The organism is Pseudomonas sp. P8_229, from assembly GCF_034008635.1.
Classification (GTDB): Bacteria; Pseudomonadota; Gammaproteobacteria; order Pseudomonadales; family Pseudomonadaceae; genus Aquipseudomonas.
Window position 1 is genome coordinate 1,183,058 of record NZ_CP125378.1, and the last position, 20,651, is coordinate 1,203,708.

Here is a 20,651-nt window from a genome sequence, read left to right on the forward strand (position 1 = left end):
ACCGCACGCCATGATGGCAGTGCGGTTTTTCCATGACAGCAGACAACGATTACAAACTATTACGCCTGGTGGCTAGTAACGTAGTCGATTGCAGCTTGTACAGTAGTGATCTTCTCAGCTTCTTCGTCAGGGATTTCGGTCTCGAATTCCTCTTCCAGAGCCATCACCAGCTCAACGGTGTCAAGGGAGTCGGCACCCAGGTCTTCTACGAAGGAAGCAGTGTTGACCACTTCTTCTTCTTTAACACCCAGTTGCTCGGCAACGATTTTCTTGACGCGCTCTTCGATGGTGCTCATACCTTGTTTTCACTCCTAATGGACAAATTCAGGCAGCTGGCCAGTGGGTAAGTGTATAGAAAGGCTTTTCAGCTTTTCAACTGAAAGCTTCACTCCTCAAACCCTGTGGCCCTCTGCCTATAAATAGATTGCAGCTTTATAACGGATTTTAGACAGCTCGTATGACATTTTTTTGAAGCAATCCGTCACATTTTACTTACATGTACATCCCACCGTTCACCGGGATTGTAGCCCCAGTGACGTATGCCGCACCGTCGGATGCAAGAAAAGCGACCACGGATGCGATCTCTTGAGCTTGTCCCAGACGACCCAGCGGAATCTGCGTCTGCAAGGCTTCACGCTGTGCTTCAGGCAGCTCGCGGGTCATATCGGTGTCGATGAACCCTGGGGTTACCGAGTTGACCGTAATCGAACGCGAACCGACTTCACGCGCCATCGCACGGCTGAAACCTTCCAGACCGGCCTTGGCGGCTGCATAGTTTACTTGGCCTGCGTTGCCCATGGCACCCACCACCGAGCCAATACTGATAATTCGGCCCCAGCGCGCCTTGGTCATGCCACGCAAAACACCCTTGGACAGGCGATACAGGCTGTTCAGATTGGTATCGATCACGTCGTACCATTCATCGTCTTTCATGCGCATCATCAGGTTATCGCGGGTGATACCGGCATTATTGACCAGAATCGCCGGCGCACCGAACTGCTCCTGAATGCTCGCCAGCACTTTGCTGACCGACTCGTCGCTGGTGACGTTCAGTTCCAGACCGGTGCCCTGAATACCGTGTTCTTTCAGGGTGGCGGCAATCGCCTCGGCGCCCTTGGCAGAGGTCGCGGTGCCAATAACGATGGCGCCCTGACGACCCAGCTCCAGGGCGATAGCCTGGCCGATACCGCGGCTTGCACCGGTGACCAGTGCAACTTTACCTTGCAGACTCATGCAAGTTTCTCCTGATTCAGGCTTGCGCTGCACGGGCGGCAGCGAAAGCATCTGGGGTATTGAGGTTGGTAGTCGAAACGCCTTCGGCGCAACGCTTGTTCAGACCTGCCAGTACTTTGCCCGGGCCGCATTCGACCAGACTGGTCGCGCCTTTGGCGGCCAGGGTCTGGACCGATTCAACCCAGCGAACTGGCTTGTACAGTTGTTCGAGCAGATCACGCTTGAGGGTTTCCAGATCGGCCGGCACTTGCGCGCTGACGTTCTGTACGACCGGAATCTGCGGCGCCTGCCAGTCGATAGCGGCGATGGATTCGGCAAAACGCTCAGCAGCCGGACGCATCAGTTCGCAGTGCGACGGCACGCTCACCGGCAACGGCATGGCGCGTTTGGCGCCACGGGCCTTGCAGCCTTCGATGGCGCGCTCGACGGCGGCCTTGGCACCGGCGATGACCACCTGGCCTGGCGAGTTGAAGTTGACGGCGCTGACCACTTCGCCCTGCGCTGCTTCAGCGCAGGCTGCCAGCACGTCAGCGTCTTCCAGACCGAGAATCGCAGCCATGCCACCCTGCCCGGCCGGAACGGCTTCCTGCATCAGTTGACCACGACGCTCAACGAGCTTTACCGCGTCAGCCAGACTCAGGCTGCCAGCAGCAACCAGTGCGCTGTACTCACCCAGGCTATGACCGGCAACGAATGCCGGACGCGCACCGCCTTCAGCCAGCCACAGACGCCACAGGGCGATCGAGGCGGTCAGAATGGCTGGTTGGGTTTTATCGGTTTGATTGAGCAGCTCTTCCGGACCCTGCTGGGTCAGTGCCCACAGGTCATAGCCCAGAGCAGCGGAGGCTTCTTTGAATGTTTCGAGGATCAGCGGATATTCCGCGCCCAGCTCGGCCAACATGCCGAGGGACTGCGAACCCTGTCCTGGAAAGACGAATGCGAGGGAAGCAGACATGTAACAAGCCCCTAATGATCTTGTCGTCGGAAAATGACGCCCCGCTTGGGGACGCAAGAAACTGACAGTTGGATGGCCCTTTGAACCGGGCGGTCACATTTAAGCATTGTCCGACGAAAACGCCTAAGACAACAAATCCTCCAGACGGCCGTGGAGGCGTTCGGGCAAGTTCTCCTGAATCTCGATCAACGCGCGCTGAATCGCACTCTGAAAGCCTTGAACCCCGGCCGAACCGTGACTTTTCACCACGATGCCCTGCAAGCCGAGAAAGCTTGCGCCATTATGTCGCGCCGGCGCCAGATCAGCCTGCAAACGCTTCATCAATGGCAGCGCCAAGGCCCCCACAACGCGTGACGCGAGGTTTTTCCTGAACAAGGCCTCGATGCGCGCCGCGATCATCGTCGCCAGGCCTTCGCTGGACTTGAGCAGGATATTGCCGACAAATCCGTCACAGACCACCACGTCAGCCTCGCCGCGATACAAGCCATCGCCCTCGACGAAACCGATGTAATTGATGCCTCGGGCCGCCTGCAACAAGGTCGCCGCCAGCTTGACCTGCTGATTACCCTTGATGTCTTCGGTGCCGATATTGAGCAGCGCCACCCGTGGCCGGGCGATACCCAGCGTCTGCGCCGCCACCGAACCCATCACCGCGAACTGCAACAGATGCTCGGCACTGCAATCGACGTTGGCGCCCAGGTCGAGCAACTGGCAATAACCCTTTTGCGTCGGAATCGCCGCCACCATCGCCGGCCGATCAATGCCTGGCAATGTCTTGAGCACAAATCGCGACAGCGCCATCAGCGCCCCGGTATTGCCGGCGCTGACACAAGCCTGAGCCTTGCCATCCCGCACCAGCTCAAGGGCGACACGCATCGAAGAATCCAGTTTGCCACGCAAGGCCTGGGTCGGCTTTTCATCCATGGTGATGACTTCTGACGCCGGGACAATCGTCAGGCGCGCGCGATCGGCAGCCGATTGGCCGTTGATCAATTCTTCAAGAAGGGAGGGTTGACCGACAAGGGTCAGGTGCAGCGAGGGCGTAGCAGAAAGGCAAGCAAGGCTGGCCTGAACAATGCTGCGGGGACCGAAGTCCCCGCCCATTGCGTCAATCGCGATGACTTGAGCGGACAAGTGATTACTCGTCAGCGCCCTTGTCGATCACTTTACGGCCACGGTATACGCCTTCTGGCGATACGTGGTGACGCAGGTGAACTTCACCGGTGGTTTTTTCTACAGACAGGGTGCTAGCCTCGAGAGCGTCGTGCGAACGGCGCATGTCACGGGCAGAGCGGGATTTTTTGTTCTGCTGAACAGCCATAATTGATTAACTCCTAAACGTTTGGGTCACGCTTTAACTGCGCCAATACACTGAACGGGTTGGACCGCGTTACCTCGTCCTCGCTCGGTTCGGGCTCATCTGCTCCCGCCGGCTGCTGGCATTCTTCCGGATGATGAGCAGGCACAATGGGCAAGGCGAGCAGAAGCTCCTCCTCGATCAGTGACTGCAGATCCAATGGATCTTCGCCCAGTTCCAGCACGTCATAACCTTTCGGTAACGACTGGGTATTCGCACCCTCCTTCACCACAGCGTAACTGCATTCGCTATGGATCGGCAGGGTGACCAGCTCAAGACAACGCTGGCAAACCATTTTGACCTCGGTGTCGATAAAGCTGTGGATCACCACAGATTTACGTTCATCTCGTTCAAAAACGAATTTCGCCTGCACCGTACCGACATCGTCGGAAAGCGGGTCGCAGAGTCTCTTCAAATCGGCCAGCAGCAGTTCACCTTGAAGGGTGGTGCCACGATCAGCCAATTTGCGCGGGTCAACGTGAGGTGGAATCGGGTCATTCAACATAGGCGCAGCATTATAGGGATGCCCCCACCCATGTCAAAGGAAATTGTGCCCTGTCCGTCACTTGCGTGCCTCCGCTAGAATTCGCGCCTGCCTCAGGAGACGCCAATGCTGCCTCTATTACTCGCTTCAAGCTCGACTTATCGTCGGGAATTGCTCACCCGCCTGCACCTGCCGTTCGTCTGCAGCTCACCGGATATCGACGAAAGCCATCAGCCGGGCGAATCAGCCGTCGAACTGGTCCAGCGCCTCGCCGAACAGAAAGCCCGGGCACTGGCTGCCAGCCACCCCGCTCATCTGATTATCGGCTCGGACCAGGTGGCCGTGCTCGGTGAACGCATCATCGGCAAGCCACACACCTTCGACAAGGCCCGCGAGCAACTGCTGGCCGCCAGCGGCGCCAGCGTGACCTTCCTCACGGGCCTGGCCCTGCTCAACAGCCAGACCGGCCACTGCCAGGTCGACTGCGTGCCGTTCACCGTACACATGCGCGAACTCGACGCGGCGCGCATCGAGCGCTACCTGCGCCTGGAGCAACCCTACGACTGCGCCGGCAGCTTCAAGGCGGAAGGGCTCGGCGTGAGCCTCTTCAAATCCACCGAAGGCCCGGATGCCACCAGCCTGATCGGCCTGCCACTCATTCGCCTGATCGACATGCTGCTGGCCGAGGGCGTGCAAATCCCCTGAAACACAAAAAACCGGCCATCAAGGCCGGTTTTTTTACAACGCATCAACTTGCCTAGCGCAATGCAGGCCCGTGGAAACCCATCCACATCGCCAACTGCTCGGCGACACTGGCACCGAGCTTCTTCGAGAAGCGATCAAATGGCGATTCCTGAACGGTGAAATCCACCAACTCTTTCTCGCCGATCACATCGCGCGCCACCGAACTGGCGTTACCCAGACCATCGATCAGCCCCAGCGGCAATGCCTGCTCGCCGGACCAGACCAGCCCGGAGAACAACTCCGGATGCTCCTTGTCCTTCAGGCGTTCGCCACGACCCTGCTTGACGCTGTTGATGAACTGCTTGTGCGTGGTGTCCAGCACGGTCTGCCAGAATGCGGTTTCGTCAGACTTCTGCGGCTGGAACGGATCCAGAAACGACTTGTGCTCACCCGAGGTGTAGGTGCGACGCTCGACACCCAACTTGTCCATGGTACCGACAAAACCGTAACCCGCCGCCGTCACACCGATGGAGCCGACCAGACTGGCCTTGTCGGCATAGATCTGATCCGCCGCACTGGCGATGTAATAGGCACCGGACGCACCGAGATCGGAAATCACCGCGTACACCTTGGTATCCGGATGCAGACCGCGCAGACGCTTGATCTCGTCATACACGTAACCCGACTGCACCGGACTGCCGCCCGGGCTGTTGATCCGCAGGATTACGCCCTTGACCTTCTTGTCCTCAAAGGCTGCACGCAGACTGCCGACAATATTGTCGGCGCTGGCCGGCTCTTTATCGGCAATCATGCCGGTGACGTCGATCAGCGCAGTGTAGTTCGGACCACGGGTGGCGGTCTTTTCCATGTCCATCAGCGGGGTGAACAGGATCAGCGCAACAAATAGATAAACAAACGTCAGCAGCTTGAAGAAAATCCCCCAACGCCGCGAGCGACGCTGTTCCTGCACACCGGCCAGCAAAGTCTTTTCCAACAGCTTCCAGCTTTTCTCGTCACCGTCGTCGGCACTTGCCTTGGCCGGTGCTTTCCATTCGTCGGTCATGCGCTGTACCCCAGCAAAAACGTATTAAGCCTGCTGCCCCAGCCAGGCGTGCAATTCACAAAAACGGTCGATCGACAGACGTGGCTCGAACTGCTGTAGTGATTCGATCGATTGCGCGCCATAACTGACCGCCACCGAATCCATCCCCGCGTTACGCGCCATCAGCAGATCGAAGGACGAGTCCCCAACCATCAGCGCCTGCTCAGCACGCACGCCGCAATGAGCCAGGATTTGCTCCAGCATCAGCGGGTGTGGCTTGCTTGCCGTCTCATCGGCAGCGCGAGTGATATCGAAATAATCTTCCCAGCCATTGGCCTTGAGCACCCGATCCAGTCCGCGACGATTCTTGCCGGTCGCGACCGCCAGGTGGTAACCCTGCTCGCGAAACGACGCCATCGACTCGACTACGCCTTCGAACAACGGCGAAGGCACGGCTTCCGCGGCGATGTAGTGATCAGCGTAATACTCGCGAAACAAGGTCATTTCGGCATCACTGATGTCTGGGTACAAGGTGCGGATCGCCTCGGGCAAGCCCAGACCGATAATGCCTTTGACGGCAAAATCATCGCGCAACTCGAAACCGGAGCGCCCGGATGCCGAGTGCATTGCCTCGACAATCCGATGAATGGAATCAGCGAGGGTGCCATCCCAATCAAAAATCAGCAGTTTGTAATCAGATGGGCGCACTCAATCGCTCCACGGTCTTGGCCCACATTTCATCGACCGGCGCCTGCAACTTGAGTTCACCGCCATCGGGCAGCGGCACGGTCAGCATGTAGGCGTGCAGGAACAGACGCTTGCCGCCCAGATCACGGATTTCCTTGCTGAAACCGTCATCGCCGTACTTGGTGTCGCCGGCAATGCAGTGCCCGGCGTGCAACGTGTGGACGCGGATCTGGTGCGTGCGGCCGGTAATCGGCTTGGCTTCGATCAGGGTGGCAAAGTCGCCAAAGCGACGCAGGACCTTGAACACGGTCACAGACTCCTTGCCCTCCTCCTCGTCGACCTCGACCATGCGCTCGCCAGAGCGCAGATTGCTCTTGCCGAGCGCCGCACGGACTTGCTTGATGGAGGTCGCCCAGTTGCCGCGAACCAGTGCCATGTAGCGCTTGTCGACACCGTCACCGCGCAATGCGGCGTGCAAGTGACGCAACATGCTGCGCTTCTTGGCGATCATCAGCAGGCCGGAGGTATCACGGTCGAGACGGTGAACCAGCTCCAGCTCCTTGACATCGGGGCGCAACTGACGAAAGGCTTCGATGACGCCGTAATTCAAGCCACTGCCACCGTGAACCGCAATGCCAGCGGGCTTGTTGATCACGATCAGGGCTTTATCTTCATAAACAATCGAGGCTTCCAGACGCTGCAACAGACCCTGAGCCAGAGGCACGGGTTCGTCGCGCTCAGGCACGCGAACCGGCGGTACGCGCACGATATCGCCGGCCTGCAGCTTGTATTCGGGCTTGATCCGCCCCTTGTTCACGCGCACTTCGCCTTTACGCAAAATGCGGTAAATCAAGGTCTTGGGCACGCCTTTGAGCCGGGCAAGGAGGAAATTGTCGATTCGTTGGCCGGCATACTCCGGCGAGACTTCAAGCAGTTGAACGCCTGGAGTCGAAGGGGCAGTAGTTGTCATGCCGCGGATGATAACAATTTTTATGGAATTGAAGCACTTAATCATTGCTGCTATAGTCGCGAACGTCGCCAAAAGCGGCCTGGACAGCGGAACCACGGTCAAAAACCGGCCCTGACCAACGCAATTCACCAGGACGCGAGGCCGTCCTACGGGGCTTTCGCTACGTAACGGTGGAGTTTGCAGTTGTAACAAGCGCAGGTGACATGAGGCCTGAATTACACCGTCGAGCAGAGTTTTCACTCGCCTGACAGGCAAATATTCGAGGCCAGTTCACAAAGTGCAGTCAGCTGCAGATGACCCCGAGCGAAGGCTTCGGAAACATCGCCTGAATTAGCCATGATGCGTGACCTCCCCTTTCGGAGCTCACGGTAAATGCCAACCCGCTGCGGATTCTGCGCGCGGCAGCACCCGAATTATCAGGGATACGTGTAGGGTGGAGATGCACAACCGCTGGACTGTGTAGCAATAGGCTTTATCAAGACGCTTCATCTCGTCCACAGCCGCTGGTTGATTCCTCCTCCTGACTGAGTGCTTAAGTAGCCACAGCAAGCAGGACGCGTAAGTCGCGATATCGGCCCAATTGGCCTGACATCGCTGGACACGGGAATGGCCAACCACTCCCGACGCACCTGACACCGACCGTGAGAAGTCGTGTGTGCCGAACGCCGTTTCCGGCAGCCCGGAAACCGACGGTACTACATGAAAAGAATGCTGATTAACGCAACTCAACCCGAAGAGTTGCGTGTTGCACTGGTAGATGGCCAACGCCTCTACGACCTGGACATCGAATCCGGTGCACGCGAGCAGAAGAAGGCCAACATCTACAAAGGCCGTATCACTCGCATCGAACCAAGCCTTGAGGCTGCCTTTGTCGATTTCGGCTCCGAGCGCCACGGCTTCCTGCCCCTCAAAGAAATCTCCCGCGAATACTTCAAGAAAGCCCCTGAAGGCCGCGTCAACATCAAGGACGTCCTGAGCGAAGGCCAGGAAGTCATCGTTCAGGTCGAAAAAGAAGAACGTGGCAACAAGGGCGCTGCCCTGACCACCTTCATCAGCCTGGCCGGTCGCTACCTCGTGCTGATGCCGAACAACCCGCGTGCCGGCGGTATTTCCCGTCGCATCGAAGGCGAAGAGCGCAATGAACTGCGTGAAGCGCTGAACGGTCTGGTCGCTCCGGCCGACATGGGCCTGATCGTGCGCACTGCAGGCCTTGGCCGCAGCAGCGAAGAAATGCAGTGGGACCTCGACTACCTGCTGCAGCTGTGGACCGCCATCAAAGAAGCCTCGCTGGATCGCTCCGCGCCATTCCTGATCTACCAGGAAAGCAACGTGATCATCCGCGCCATCCGCGATTACCTGCGCCAGGACATCGGCGAAGTGCTGATCGACAGCGTTGAAGCCCAGGACGAAGCCCTGACCTTCATCCGCCAGGTGATGCCGCAGTACGCCAGCAAGATCAAGCTGTACGAAGACAGCGTTCCGCTGTTCAACCGTTTCCAGATCGAAAGCCAGATCGAGACCGCTTTCCAGCGCGTCGTGGAACTGCCTTCCGGCGGCTCCATCGTTATCGATCCGACCGAAGCCCTGGTGTCCATCGACATCAACTCGGCGCGCGCCACCAAAGGCAGCGACATCGAAGAAACCGCCCTGCAGACCAACCTTGAAGCCGCCGAAGAAATCGCCCGTCAGTTGCGCCTGCGCGACATCGGCGGCCTGATCGTCATCGACTTCATCGACATGACCCCTGCCAAGAACCAGCGCGCCGTGGAAGAGAAAGTCCGCGAATGCCTGGAAGCCGACCGCGCTCGCGTGCAGATCGGCCGTATCTCGCGCTTCGGCCTGCTGGAAATGTCCCGTCAGCGTCTGCGTCCATCGCTGGGCGAGAGCAGCGGCATCGTCTGCCCACGTTGCAACGGCACCGGCATCATCCGTGACGTTGAATCGCTGTCGCTGGCGATCCTGCGCCTGATCGAAGAAGAAGCCCTGAAAGACCGTACTGCCGAAGTACGCGCTCAGGTGCCGATCCCGGTCGCTGCGTTCCTGCTCAACGAAAAACGCAATTCGATCACCAAGATCGAACTGCGCACCCGTGCCCGCATCGTCATTCTGCCGAATGACCACCTCGAAACGCCGCACTTCGAAGTTCAGCGCCTGCGTGACGACAGCCCGGAAGCTGCGACCAACCAGTCCAGCTACGAAATCGCTGCTGCCGCTGCCGAAGTCGAAGAAGTCCAGCCAGCCGCTGCGACCCGCACCCTGGTTCGCCAGGAAGCTGCGGTCAAGACTGCTCCGGCTCGTGCCAATGCCCCGGTGCCGACCGAAGTCGCCGCCCCTGCTGCAGCACCAGCACCGGCTCCGGTTGCCGCGCCAGAACCAAGCCTGTTCAAAGGCCTGGTGAAATCGCTGGTCAGCCTGTTCGCGACTAAAGAAGAGCCAGCCGCTCCGGTTGTGGTTGAAAAACCGGCCACCGAGCGCCCGGCCCGTAATGAAGAGCGTCGCAACGGTCGTCAGCAGAGCCGCAACCGTAACGGTCGCCGCGATGAAGAGCGCAAACCGCGCGAAGAGCGTGCACCGCGTGAAGAACGCGCACCACGCGAGCCGCGTGAAGAGCGTCAGCCACGTGAAGCCCGTGAAGTTCGCGAGCCGCGTGAAGCCCGCACCGAAGCACCAGCCGTGCGCGAAGAACGCGCTCCACGCGCCCCGCGTGAAGAACGTGCACCGCGTGCGCCACGCGAAGACCGCAAGCCACGTGGCGAGCGCGAAGAGCGCGTACGTGAACTGCGCGAACCTCTGGACGCTGCCCCGGCCGCTCCAGCCGTTGCTGCTGCCGCTGTCGTCGCTGAAGAGCGTCCGGCTCGTCAGCCACGCGAAGAGCGCGCACCGCGTCCGCCGCGTGAAGAGCGTCAACCGCGTGCCGAACAAGCTGCTGCCGTAGCTGAAGAAGAAATCATCAGCGGCGAAGAGCAACTGTCGGAAGACGCTCAGGACAACGCCGAAGGCGATCGTCCACGTCGTCGCTCCCGTGGTCAGCGTCGTCGCAGCAACCGTCGCGAGCGTCAGCGTGATGCCAACGGCAACGTGATCGAAGGTTCGGAAGAGTCCGAGTCCGGCGAAAACGCTGAAGGCCCAAGCACTGCCGAACTGGCTGCCGGCCTGGCCGTGACCGCCGCTGTTGCCAGCAGCGTGATCAGCGCTCCTGCCGAAGCACAAGCGCACGAGCAAGCGGAACGCGCCACTGCTGCTGTTCAGGAAACCGCTCCAGTGGAAGCGCCGGTTGTTGAAGCAACCACTCCGGTAGAAGTGGTTGCTGCTCCGGAAGTCGAAGTGGCTCCGGTTCAAGAAACCCTGCCTCAGGTAGAGCCAGCGCCAGTCGTGGTTGCCGAGTCGGTTGTTGAAACCGTCGCTGAAACCGTGACCGAAACCGTGCGTGAAGTTCGCGAAGAGCAGACTGCGTTCAACTGGGTTGCCGAACCAGCCGTCGCTGAAACGCCAGCACCAGTGGTAGAAGCCCCGGTAGTTGAAGAAGCCAAGGCTGCCGAGCCAGTGGCTGAAGTGACTGAACCTGCTCCAGCACCAGCCGTTGAAGCTCCGGTCATTGAGGCACCTGTGGTGGCTGAAGCCCCTGCTCCAGTGGTTGAAGCCGCTCCAGCAAGCGCCCTGACGGCAAACGGTCGCGCACCGAACGACCCACGTGAAGTGCGTCGCCGCAAGCGTGAAGCCGAGCGTCTGCAGAAGGAAGCCGAACTGGCTGCCGCTGCTGCACCGGTTGCTGAAGTGGTCGAAGTTGCTGCTGCATCCGTTACTGAAGAAGCCGTGGTTGAGTCGGTGATCGCCGAAGCACCGCGCTCCGTTCAGGACGCGGTCGAGCATCACCAAGAGGCCGAGGAAAAAGAACACGAGCCTAAACCGCTCGTCTGATTCCGAAAGCCAATAAAAAGCCCCGCCTGAGCAATCAGGCGGGGCTTTTTATTGCCTCCAATTCAAGCATCACCACGATCCCTACAAGAGATATGTGCAGGGCTCAGGATTGGGGAAATACCAGAGATTCAGGCACATCGATATCCCACAACACCCCGGGATCATCCACCGCCACTTCCACCACTCTGCCCTGCTTGAACAACGGCCTGGCACCGCGATCACCGCTCAACGCCTGCAACCCCGGTCCGAACGAACGACCAAATCCCACCGGATGCCCGAACTCACCCTCCTGCACCGGCACGCTCACGGCGTCGTCAGCCATCGACGCCACTACCCGCTCAATACTCGACGGCAAGATAAACGGCATATCCCCCAGCACAATCAACCAGCCATCCACGTCCGGGCAGGTCGCAACGCCCGCGGCAATGCTGTCGCCCATCCCGGTCGATTCAATCGAGACCACGTCACAGCCATAAGCTTGCGCCATGCGCATCGCCTGCGGCCGCGCCTCGGTGGTCACCAGCACCCGCTTGCCGAGACCGGTTGGCAGATTCAGCAACACCTGCTCGATCACCGAACGCACCGCACCATCGCGCCCGGTGCAATCGGCCAGCAGCTTGTCTTTATCGGCACCGGCAACCTGACGAAAGCGGCTACCCTCACCCGCCGCCAGCACAATCACTGCGATGGATCGACTCATGGCTCCTCCACGACTTTCTTCTGTTTCAACTCGACGCCGTTCTTGATCGCGACAATTTCCGCCAACAACGACAGGGCAATCTCCGCCGGTGAATGGCTGCCGATGTGCAAGCCAATCGGCCCGTGCAACCGGTTGATCGCCTCGGGTGACAAGCCCAACTGAGCCAGGTTGTCCCGGCGCTTCTGGCTGTTGACCCGCGAACCGAGCGCGCCGACATAGAACGCTGGCGAATCGAGTGCGGTGAGCAACGCCATGTCGTCCAGACGTGGATCGTGGGTCAGCGCGACGATGGCCGTGCGCTCATCCGTCTGAATACTCAACACGGCCTCGTCAGGCATGCCCGGGACAAAGCGGCCGTGGTGCTCTTCCCAGCCGTAGACGAATTCCGTGCGCGGATCGCAGATCAGCACTTCGAAATCCAGCAGCCGGGCCATGTCGGCCACATAACGTGACAACTGTCCGGCGCCGATCAACAGCAGACGCCAGCGCGGACCATAAATCGCGCGCAGGGTCTTGCCATCGAATGCCAGCACATCGGCTTTGCTCGCCGCCGACAGCACAACCTCACCGGTGTCGATGTTCAGCTCGCGAGCCACAATCTCATGCGCTTCACAACGCGCGAGCAACTCGGCGACCCACGCAGGATCCCCGACCCGCTCTTCGGTCAGGCGCAACGTGCCGCCACAGGGCAAGCCGAACCGCGCGGCCTCCTCCCGGGTGACGCCGTAGGTAATCAGTTGCACCGGCGGCCCGTCGCTGGCGATGCGCCCGTCGTACAGGCGGGCGATCAAGTCATCCTCGACACAGCCGCCCGACACCGAACCGATCACCACGCCATCTTCGCGCAACGCGAGCATCGCCCCCGGCGCCCGGGGCGCGGTACCCCAGGTCTGCACCACGCTGAACAGCACCACCCGTTGCCCGGCGCGGCGCCATTCAAGCACGCTGCGCAGAACGTTGAGATCGGCGCTGTCCATTACGCCTGCGCCTTCTGCCAGCCCTGCAACTGATAACGCACCGGCAGGTTGCGGATGCGCTGGCCGGTGGCGGCAAAGATTGCGTTGCACAGCGCCGGCGCAATCGGCGGCACCCCCGGTTCACCGACGCCACCCAACGGTACGTCGCCCGGCGGCGTCACCAGATGCACGGCGACTTCCTTGGGCGCCAACGACATGCGCGCCACTTCGTACATATGGAAGTTGTCCTGCTGGACCTTGCCATCCTTGAAGCTGATTTCACCCAGCACCGCGTTGCCCAGGCCCATCACGCAGGCGCCTTCGAACTGCGAGCGGATGCGTTCAGGGTTGATCTGCGGCCCGCAATCGACGGCGATGTCGGCCTTGTGCACGATCAGCGTGCCGTCGTCCTTGACCTCGACTTCGATCACCGCCGCGACATAGGTGACGAAGCTGTAGTGCACCGCCAGTCCCAGGCCTCGGCCCTCAGGCAGTTTGCGCCCCCAACCGGCCGCCTTGGCCGCAGTTTCCAGCACCGTGCGCATACGCCCGGTGTCGATCGGATAGCGCTCGGGGGATTCACCGTAGTTCCACTCCTCGCTCAGGGTGCGCGGGTCAATCTGCCGATCGGGGCCAAGCAACTTGATCTGATACTTGAGCGGATCCACACCGGCCTTGTGCGCCAGTTCATCGACGAAACTCTGGATCGCGAAGCCGTGGGGAATGTTCGACACCGAGCGATACCAGCCGACCCGGGTGTGCACCGTGGCCTCGGGGTTTTCCAGGCGCACGTTGGGTATCGCGTAGGCCATGTTGGTGAAGCCCATGCCCAGTTCGAACGCCGCCTCATGGTTCATGCCCGGGGCGAACAGCGCGGTAATGCTCGGCGCCACCGTGCGATGCAACCAGCCGGACGGCATGCCGTCCTTGCCAACCGCGGCCTTCAGGTACTCGGCGGACACGGTGTGGAAATACGAGTTGTGGATGTCGTCTTCACGCGTCCATTGCACCCGTACGGCTTTGCCGGGGAACTCCTTGGCGAGGATCGCCGCCTCGACGACGAAATCCGGTTTCGATTTGCGGCCAAAACCGCCACCCAGCAGCGTGACGTTGAAGGTGACGTTATCGAACGGCAGCCCCAGGCGCTCGGCGATGCGCTCGCGGGTCACTTGTGGCGCCTGACTTGGCGCCCACGCCTCGCACACGCCGTTGTTGTAGCGGGCGATGGCGACCATCGGTTCCATCGGCGCCTGGGCCAGATGCGGCAAATAGTAGGAAGCCTCGAGGCTGCTGGCCGCGCCACTCAGGGCTTTTTCGATATCGCCGGTGTTGCGTACCACTTTGCCGGGCTTGCGTGATGCAGCTTCCAGTTCCTGGCGATAGGCGATCGAGTCGTAGCTGGCATTGGGGCCGTCGTCCCATTCGATTTTCAGTGCCTCGCGGCCCTTGATCGCCGCCCAGGTATTGCTGGCGACCACTGCCACGCCACCCAGCGGCTGGAATTCCGAAGGCAGCGGACGACTTTCGATCTGCATGACTTTTAGCACGCCGGGGACTTTCAGCGCCGCGCTGTCATCCAGCGACTTGACCTTGCCGCCGTACACCGCCGGACGGGCGATGGTGGCGTACAGCATGCCGTCGAAATGCACGTCGGCGCCGTACACCGCGCGACCGTTGACGATGTCGGCACCGTCGATGGCCTTGGTGCCTTCCTTGCCGATGTAGCGAAACTCCGACGGTTGCTTGAGACGCAGACTGTCACGCGCCGGCACCGCCAGCGCACTGGCTGCGGCGGCGAGCTCGCCATAACCCAGCTCGCGACCGGACGGTTTGTGCAGGACTTTGTGCAACTGTGCATGGCACTCGCTCACCGGCACTTTCCACTGCGCGGCGGCGGCTTGTTCCAGCATGGTCCGGGCTGCCGCGCCGCAACGGCGCATCGGTTCATACCAGTGGCGCATGCTGCGCGATCCGTCGGTGTCCTGGTTGCCGAAGCGCACTTCATCGCCGGGCGCTTGCTGGACTTTGACCCTGACCCAGTCGGCGTCCAGCTCGTCGGCGACCACCATGGTCAGGCTGGTGCGCACGCCCTGGCCCATTTCCGAGCGGTTGCAGACCACGGTAACCGTGCCATCCGCAGCAATGCTGACGTAGACCTTCGGATCGTCGATCCAGCCGTTGGGCATGCCCTCGGCGCCGAATTTCTTCGGGGCGTCTTCAGCCAACGCATCCTGCCAGCCCCAACTTGCAGCCAGCACCAACGCACCAGTAGCCCCGACGCCTTTTAGAAAGCCTCGACGACTGAGATTGCTCAGGGCGAAATCATTCGGCAAGCGGCTCATGCCTTGGCCTCCTTCAGGTGAGTGGAGGCCTGACGGATCGCGGTCTTGATCCGGTTGTAGGTGCCGCAACGGCAAATGTTGCCGACCATCGCTTCTTCGATCTGCTCGTCGCTCGGATTCGGATGGGTCTTGAGCAACGCGGTGGCGGACATGATCTGCCCACCCTGACAGAAACCACACTGCGCCACGGCGCTGTCGAGCCAGGCCTGCTGGACCACTTGGCCAACCGGATCGGCGTGCAGGTTGTCGATGGTGCTGACGTTCTGCCCGATCACCGAGCCGATCGGCGTAATGCAACTACGGGCCGGCAAGCCATCGATATGAATGGTGCAGGCACCGCACAGGCCCATACCGCAGCCGAATTTGGTGCCGTTGTAACCGGCGACATCACGAATAGCCCACAGCAGCGGCATGTCTTCGGTGACATCCAGTTGATGGTCCTGGCCATTGAGTTTCAGGGTAATCATGGGCACGCCCGCATATTCTTGGTGGTTATGGGGTCGAGCAATCTGCCGCCAGAGACTGGCGGTGGTTCACGCAGATCGACTCAGGCTAATGGGCTCTCTTGTGCCAACGCGAACGTCTGCACCGGGCCTTTGGTGGAGCAAAGGGATTATCGTTAGCTGGCTACGTTAACCCGTGATTAACAAAAAAGCCCTGCACTTTTTTATCAGTGCAGGGCTTTGGATACCGACTTGAAGCGTAGCCTCAATAGCGGTTGGGCTCCATTTCCAGCTCGACATTGAAACGTTCGGCAATATCTTTCTGGATGCGTTGCGCCAGCTCCAGCAATTGCAGGCCGGTGGCCGCGCCGTAGTTGACCAGCACCAGCGCCTGCAACTTATGCACGCCGGCATCGGCCTCACGGAAACCTTTCCAGCCGGCGCGCTCGATCAGCCAACCAGCGGCCAGTTTCATCTGCCCGTCCGGTTGCACGTAAGCCACCAGATCCGGGTGCAGCTGTTTGATCTGCGCCACCAGCGCCGCCGGCACCAACGGGTTCTTGAAGAAGCTGCCGGCATTACCGAGCACCGCAGGGTCCGGCAGTTTTTCGCTGCGGATGCTGCAGATCGCGCGACTGACGTCGCTTGGCGTTGGTTGCTCGATGCCCTGCTCGGTCAGGCGCTGACGCACTGGCCCGTATTCCAGGTGCAAGTGAGCTACGCGGTCGAGGTTGAAGCGCACGCGCAGGATCAGCCAACGCCCCGGCTGCTGCTTGAACAGGCTGTCGCGGTAGGCGAAGTTGCATTCTTCCAGGCTGAAGTCGCGCAACTCGCCGGTCTGACGATCCAGCGCGGTGAGGCCGGCGAACACATCCTTGATCTCGACCCCGTAGGCACCGATGTTCTGCATCGGCGCCGCCCCCACGGTACCAGGGATCAGGCTGAGGTTTTCCAGACCGGAAAAACCCTGCGCCAGCGTGTGCTGCACGAACGGGTGCCATGGCTCGCCGGCTTCCGCCTCGATCACCACGCGGTCGCCGTCGTCGCTGATCAGCCGAATGCCACGAGTCGCCATGCGCAACACCAGCGCCGGAATATCAGCGGTCAGCAGCAGGTTGCTGCCACCACCGATCACCAGCAATGGCACGTCGTTCGCTGTGGCATACGCCAGCGCTTCACGGACATCGGCGTCGCTATGGGCTTCGGCAAACAACTGCGCGCGAACGTCGACGCCGAAACTGTTGAACGGTTTCAGCGAAACCTGTGATTGAAGCTGCAAACTCATAACCGACCCTTCACTTCGATCAACAGTTGGTCACAGGCCGCCTCGATCAGATCCAGCACCTGTTCGAAGCCCTGATCGCCGTCGTAATACGGATCCGGCACTTCATCGACCACACCGGCATAACGACGCAGGAACAGATCCAGTTCGGCCTTGCCGGTGGATGGCTGCAAGGCCTTGAGGTTGCGCAGGTTGCTGTTGTCCATGGCCAGAATCAGGTCGTAACTGGCGAAATCGGCGCGGCTGACCTGCTGCGCACGTTGCGCCGACAGGTCATAACCACGCACTTTGGCCGCGGCCTGGCTGCGTTTGTCCGGCGGGTTGCCGACGTGCCAGTCACCGGTGCCGGCGGAGGCCACTTCGACCTGGTCTGCCAGCCCGGCTTCGCGCAACTTGTGACGCAACACGCCTTCAGCGGTGGGCGAGCGGCAGATGTTGCCCAGGCACACGAACAGAACGCGCATCAGGCCCCCAGCAGGCGACGAACGCGCTCGAGGTCTTCAACAGTGTCGACGCCGGTCGGCGGCGCGATCAACGCGTCGGCCACATGAATCCGCACGCCATGCCACAAGGCACGCAGTTGCTCGAGGGATTCAGTGTTCTCCAGCCAGCACGGGCCCCAGCTCACGAAGTCCTGGAGGAACCCGGCGCGGTAGGCATAAATGCCGATGTGGCGACGGTAAGGCACGCCTTCGGGCAACTGCTCGCGGCTCTTGGCGAAGGCATCGCGGGCCCACGGCAAGGTTGCGCGGCTGAAAGTCAGCGCCAGGCCGTTAAGGTCGCTGACGACCTTGACCACGTTCGGGTTGAACAGGGTCTCAATGTCTTCGATCGGCTCAGCCAGTGTGGCCATGCGCGCTTCGGTGTGGGCTGCGAGGTTGGCGGCCACCTGATCGATCACGCTCGGTGGGATCAGTGGCTCGTCGCCTTGCACGTTGACCACGATCGCGTCAGGCGCAAGGCCCAGCTTTGCCGCGACTTCGGCCAGACGGTCAGTCCCGGAATTATGGTCTTCACGGGTCAGCACCACTTCAGCGCCGAAACCCTGGCACGCCTCGACGATGCGCGCATCGTCAGTCGCCACCACCACACGGCTGGCACTGCTTTTGCTCGCCTGTTCCCAGACGTGCTGGATCATCGGCTTGCCGGCGATGTCCAGCAGCGGTTTGCCCGGCAGGCGGGTCGAGGCGTAACGCGACGGGATGACAACGGTGAAGGCAGTGGTCATTTATCCAGACGCTCGTCAGTGGTCAGGGTGCGCGCTTCGCTTTCGAGCATCACCGGGATGCCGTCGCGGATCGGATAGGCCAGGCCTGCGCCCTTGCTGATCAGTTCGGTCTTGTCGGCGCTGAGCTTGAGCGGGCCTTTGCAGATCGGGCACGCGAGGATGTCGAGCAATTTGGTGTCCATGAACATTCCCTGGATAAAGAGTTAAGGCAAAAGACGATCGGGCAGCAGGCGCATCAACTGGGTGTCGAACCAGGCCACGAAGGCCGGTGACGGCACGGCATCGACCGCCAGATACCACCAGTCGTCAGCCGCGAAGGCACGGCACTTCACCGCGTCCTTTTCGGTCATCACCAACGGCAATGACGGTGTGAAATTCAAGGCCTGCACGCTGTATTCGGCGTGGTCGGCAAACGCATGGGGGATTGCCCGCCAGTCTAGCGCTTCGAGTGTATTGAAGAAACGTTGCGGATTGCCGATCCCGGCCACCGCGTGCACCGATTGCCCGGGCGCAAAATACTCCAGCGGTTTGCGTTCGCCGCTGCGCAGATTGACCAGCGCGGTCGGTTGCAGGCGAAACGCGAAGCCGTCGTCGCGGTCTGCGGTGGCGCCGTTGAACAGCACGCCGTCGACGCTTTGCAGGCGCTCGATCGGCTCGCGCAACGGACCTGCCGGCAGGCAGCGTTTATTGCCCAGGCCTCGAGCAGCGTCGATCAGCACCAGCTCCAGATCGCGGGCCAGACGGTAATGCTGCATGCCATCGTCGGAGAGGATCAGGTCCAGCGGTTCACTGGCGAGCAGGGCTTTGACTGCAGCGCTGCGATCAGGGTCGATCATCAACGGCACACCGGTGCGCTGCACGATCAGCAGCGGTTCGTCACCCGCGATGTCTGCGCCTTGGTTGGCCTCGACCCGCCACGGCATTTGCGGCGGTTTGGCACCGTAGCCACGACTGACCACGCCAACGCGCAAGCCGCTGCGCCGACAGTGTTCGATCAACCACAGGATCATCGGCGTTTTGCCAGTGCCGCCGACGGTGATATTGCCGACCACAATCAGCGGCACTGGCGGCTGATAGATCTGGCCTTCGCCATCGAGAAAGCGCTGGCGTTTGTTGACCACCACGCGGCGGTAGAGCATTTCCAGCGGCCGCAGCAATGTCAGGGCCGGATGCCCTTGATACCACGCGGCGAGCAAGCGATCGGACAGGCTCATCAGGATTTGGGCGCCGCCTCGACCGTGGTCATGCGCAGATGGCTGAAACCGAGTTTGCCGGCCGCGTCCATGGCGGTGATCACCGCTTGGTGTTGGGTCTTGCCGTCGGCACTGATCGACAACGGCATGTTGGTGTCACCGTTGGCTTCTTTCTGCATGGCTTCCATCAGTGTCGCCAGATCGTTCTTCGGCAACACCTTGTTGTTCACCGAGTACACGCCTTCGGCGCTGATCGCGACATCCAGTTGTTTGAGCTGCTGGTCTTCGGCGGGTGATCCGCTGACCGACTCTGGCAGATCGACGCGCAACTGGGTTTCGCGGGTGAAGGTGGTGGTCACCACGAAAAACAGCAACAGGATGAACACCACGTCGATCAGCGACGCGAGGTTGATGTCTATCGTTTCCCGGGGTTTGCGACGGAATTTCACGCTTTGTCCCCGGCCAGATCGACGTCACGGTCGCCCTGCACCACTTCGACCAGTTTGATCGCTTCCTGCTCCATGCCCACCACCAGCTCGTCGATGCGGCGTTGCAGGAACCGGTGGAAGAACACCGACGGGATACCCACCATCAGGCCCGCCGCCGTAGTGATCAGCGCCTTGGAGATACCGCCAGCCAGTACCGAAGCATTGGTGGTCATGCCGGAGCCGGTGAAGGCGCTGAAAATGTCGATCATGCCCAGCACCGTACCCAACAGGCCCAGCAACGGCGACATGGCGGCGATGGTGCCCAGCGCGTTGACGTAGCGTTCGAGCTCGTGAATCACCCGCGCGGCGGCTTCTTCGATGCATTCCTTCATGATCTCGCGACCATGCTTGGAGTTGGCCAGGCCCGCCGCGAGGATTTCACCCAGCGGCGAGTTGACGCGCAACTCCTTGAGTTTTTCTTTGTTGAGCTGCTTGTCCTTGATCCAGACCCAGACCTGGCCCAGCAGATGCTCGGGGGTGACGCGACTGGCGCGCAGGGTCCACAGGCGCTCGGCGACGATCGCCATGGCCGCGATGGAACTCAGAATGATCGGCAACATCATCCAGCCGCCGGATTTGACCAATTCCCACACAGTGACAGTCCCCTCGAAAAAGTGCGCCACTTTACCATACCGGTTCGCGATTAAGACCCGCTGCCCCGACGACCGTGATGTCGCAAGCGTGCCTGC

At 60.7% G+C, this 20,651-nt stretch carries 22 protein-coding genes; 2 read left to right on the forward strand and 20 right to left on the reverse strand.

Going from position 1 to position 20,651, the window contains the following annotated elements:
- Nucleotides 1-59: 59 nt before the first annotated feature.
- The 6 genes from acpP to QMK55_RS05280 all read right to left on the reverse strand — a co-directional run bounded on the left by acpP (nt 60) and on the right by QMK55_RS05280 (nt 4,050).
- Complete coding sequence (gene acpP, locus QMK55_RS05255) at nt 60-296, reverse strand: acyl carrier protein (RefSeq protein ID WP_003175607.1); 237 nt, start codon at nt 294-296, stop codon at nt 60-62.
- Between the two features lie 196 nt (nt 297-492).
- The gene (fabG, locus tag QMK55_RS05260) at nt 493-1,233 is read right to left on the reverse strand and encodes a 3-oxoacyl-ACP reductase FabG (protein ID WP_102355405.1); all 741 of its coding nucleotides are present in this window, start codon (nt 1,231-1,233) and stop codon (nt 493-495) included.
- Between the two features lie 16 nt (nt 1,234-1,249).
- Complete coding sequence (gene fabD, locus QMK55_RS05265) at nt 1,250-2,188, reverse strand: ACP S-malonyltransferase (protein ID WP_320328800.1); 939 nt, start codon at nt 2,186-2,188, stop codon at nt 1,250-1,252.
- A 123-nt stretch (nt 2,189-2,311) separates the two neighbouring features.
- A complete protein-coding gene (gene plsX / locus QMK55_RS05270) occupies nt 2,312-3,322 on the reverse strand; it encodes a phosphate acyltransferase PlsX (protein WP_320328801.1) in 1,011 nt (336 codons plus the stop codon).
- 4 nt (nt 3,323-3,326) lie between these two features.
- The gene (rpmF, locus tag QMK55_RS05275) at nt 3,327-3,509 is read right to left on the reverse strand and encodes a 50S ribosomal protein L32 (protein WP_003179396.1); all 183 of its coding nucleotides are present in this window, start codon (nt 3,507-3,509) and stop codon (nt 3,327-3,329) included.
- A 13-nt stretch (nt 3,510-3,522) separates the two neighbouring features.
- Nucleotides 3,523-4,050: a YceD family protein gene (locus QMK55_RS05280; protein ID WP_003204262.1), complete on the reverse strand. Its 528-nt coding sequence runs from the start codon at nt 4,048-4,050 to the stop codon at nt 3,523-3,525.
- A 105-nt stretch (nt 4,051-4,155) separates the two neighbouring features.
- Here QMK55_RS05280 and QMK55_RS05285 point away from each other — a divergent pair, with 105 nt between their 5' ends.
- Nucleotides 4,156-4,734 (forward strand): Maf family protein, encoded by a 579-nt coding sequence (locus QMK55_RS05285; RefSeq protein WP_102355402.1) that lies wholly within the window; start codon nt 4,156-4,158, stop codon nt 4,732-4,734.
- A gap of 52 nt (nt 4,735-4,786) precedes the next feature.
- Here the strand turns inward: QMK55_RS05285 and QMK55_RS05290 are convergent, their stop codons facing one another.
- From QMK55_RS05290 to rluC, 3 genes are read right to left on the reverse strand one after another with little or no spacing between them, the layout of a single operon-like run.
- The gene (locus tag QMK55_RS05290; RefSeq protein WP_102355401.1) at nt 4,787-5,776 is read right to left on the reverse strand and encodes a S49 family peptidase; all 990 of its coding nucleotides are present in this window, start codon (nt 5,774-5,776) and stop codon (nt 4,787-4,789) included.
- Between the two features lie 24 nt (nt 5,777-5,800).
- On the reverse strand, nt 5,801-6,463 hold the full coding sequence (locus tag QMK55_RS05295) for an HAD-IA family hydrolase (protein ID WP_102355400.1): 663 nt from the start codon (nt 6,461-6,463) through the stop codon (nt 5,801-5,803).
- Nucleotides 6,450-7,412, reverse strand: a complete 963-nt coding sequence (rluC, locus tag QMK55_RS05300) for a 23S rRNA pseudouridine(955/2504/2580) synthase RluC (RefSeq protein ID WP_102355399.1) — start codon at nt 7,410-7,412, stop codon at nt 6,450-6,452. The genes QMK55_RS05295 and rluC overlap by 14 nt, the downstream gene beginning before the upstream one ends.
- Nucleotides 7,413-8,111: 699 nt before the next feature.
- Here rluC and rne point away from each other — a divergent pair.
- Nucleotides 8,112-11,330 (forward strand): ribonuclease E, encoded by a 3,219-nt coding sequence (gene rne, locus QMK55_RS05305; protein WP_320328802.1) that lies wholly within the window; start codon nt 8,112-8,114, stop codon nt 11,328-11,330.
- Nucleotides 11,331-11,433: 103 nt separating this feature from the next.
- Here the strand turns inward: rne and QMK55_RS05310 are convergent, their stop codons facing one another.
- The 11 genes from QMK55_RS05310 to QMK55_RS05360 form a co-directional block, all read right to left on the reverse strand.
- On the reverse strand, nt 11,434-12,030 hold the full coding sequence (locus tag QMK55_RS05310) for a nucleotidyltransferase family protein (RefSeq protein ID WP_102355397.1): 597 nt from the start codon (nt 12,028-12,030) through the stop codon (nt 11,434-11,436).
- On the reverse strand, nt 12,027-13,007 hold the full coding sequence (locus QMK55_RS05315; RefSeq protein ID WP_320328803.1) for an XdhC family protein: 981 nt from the start codon (nt 13,005-13,007) through the stop codon (nt 12,027-12,029). The genes QMK55_RS05310 and QMK55_RS05315 overlap by 4 nt, the downstream gene beginning before the upstream one ends.
- Nucleotides 13,007-15,328 carry a xanthine dehydrogenase family protein molybdopterin-binding subunit gene (locus tag QMK55_RS05320; RefSeq protein ID WP_320328804.1) on the reverse strand — a complete coding sequence of 774 codons (2,322 nt, stop codon included), beginning with the start codon at nt 15,326-15,328 and terminating at the stop codon, nt 13,007-13,009. Before QMK55_RS05320 ends, QMK55_RS05315 begins: the two co-directional genes overlap by 1 nt.
- Nucleotides 15,325-15,795, reverse strand: a complete 471-nt coding sequence (locus QMK55_RS05325) for a (2Fe-2S)-binding protein (protein ID WP_102355394.1) — start codon at nt 15,793-15,795, stop codon at nt 15,325-15,327. Before QMK55_RS05325 ends, QMK55_RS05320 begins: the two co-directional genes overlap by 4 nt.
- A 241-nt stretch (nt 15,796-16,036) precedes the next feature.
- Nucleotides 16,037-17,056: a UDP-N-acetylmuramate dehydrogenase gene (gene murB, locus QMK55_RS05330; RefSeq protein ID WP_320328805.1), complete on the reverse strand. Its 1,020-nt coding sequence runs from the start codon at nt 17,054-17,056 to the stop codon at nt 16,037-16,039.
- The gene (locus tag QMK55_RS05335) at nt 17,053-17,517 is read right to left on the reverse strand and encodes a low molecular weight protein-tyrosine-phosphatase (RefSeq protein WP_016986041.1); all 465 of its coding nucleotides are present in this window, start codon (nt 17,515-17,517) and stop codon (nt 17,053-17,055) included. The genes murB and QMK55_RS05335 overlap by 4 nt, the downstream gene beginning before the upstream one ends.
- Nucleotides 17,517-18,281 (reverse strand): 3-deoxy-manno-octulosonate cytidylyltransferase, encoded by a 765-nt coding sequence (gene kdsB / locus QMK55_RS05340; protein ID WP_102355392.1) that lies wholly within the window; start codon nt 18,279-18,281, stop codon nt 17,517-17,519. The genes QMK55_RS05335 and kdsB overlap by 1 nt, the downstream gene beginning before the upstream one ends.
- Nucleotides 18,278-18,463 carry a Trm112 family protein gene (locus tag QMK55_RS05345; protein WP_003174668.1) on the reverse strand — a complete coding sequence of 62 codons (186 nt, stop codon included), beginning with the start codon at nt 18,461-18,463 and terminating at the stop codon, nt 18,278-18,280. Before QMK55_RS05345 ends, kdsB begins: the two co-directional genes overlap by 4 nt.
- 21 nt (nt 18,464-18,484) lie before the next feature.
- Nucleotides 18,485-19,495, reverse strand: a complete 1,011-nt coding sequence (gene lpxK / locus QMK55_RS05350) for a tetraacyldisaccharide 4'-kinase (protein ID WP_320328806.1) — start codon at nt 19,493-19,495, stop codon at nt 18,485-18,487.
- On the reverse strand, nt 19,495-19,923 hold the full coding sequence (locus QMK55_RS05355) for an ExbD/TolR family protein (protein WP_102355390.1): 429 nt from the start codon (nt 19,921-19,923) through the stop codon (nt 19,495-19,497). The genes lpxK and QMK55_RS05355 overlap by 1 nt, the downstream gene beginning before the upstream one ends.
- Nucleotides 19,920-20,555, reverse strand: coding sequence for a MotA/TolQ/ExbB proton channel family protein (locus QMK55_RS05360; RefSeq protein ID WP_178082110.1), 636 nt, complete (start codon nt 20,553-20,555; stop codon nt 19,920-19,922). Before QMK55_RS05360 ends, QMK55_RS05355 begins: the two co-directional genes overlap by 4 nt.
- Nucleotides 20,556-20,651: the final 96 nt, after the last annotated feature.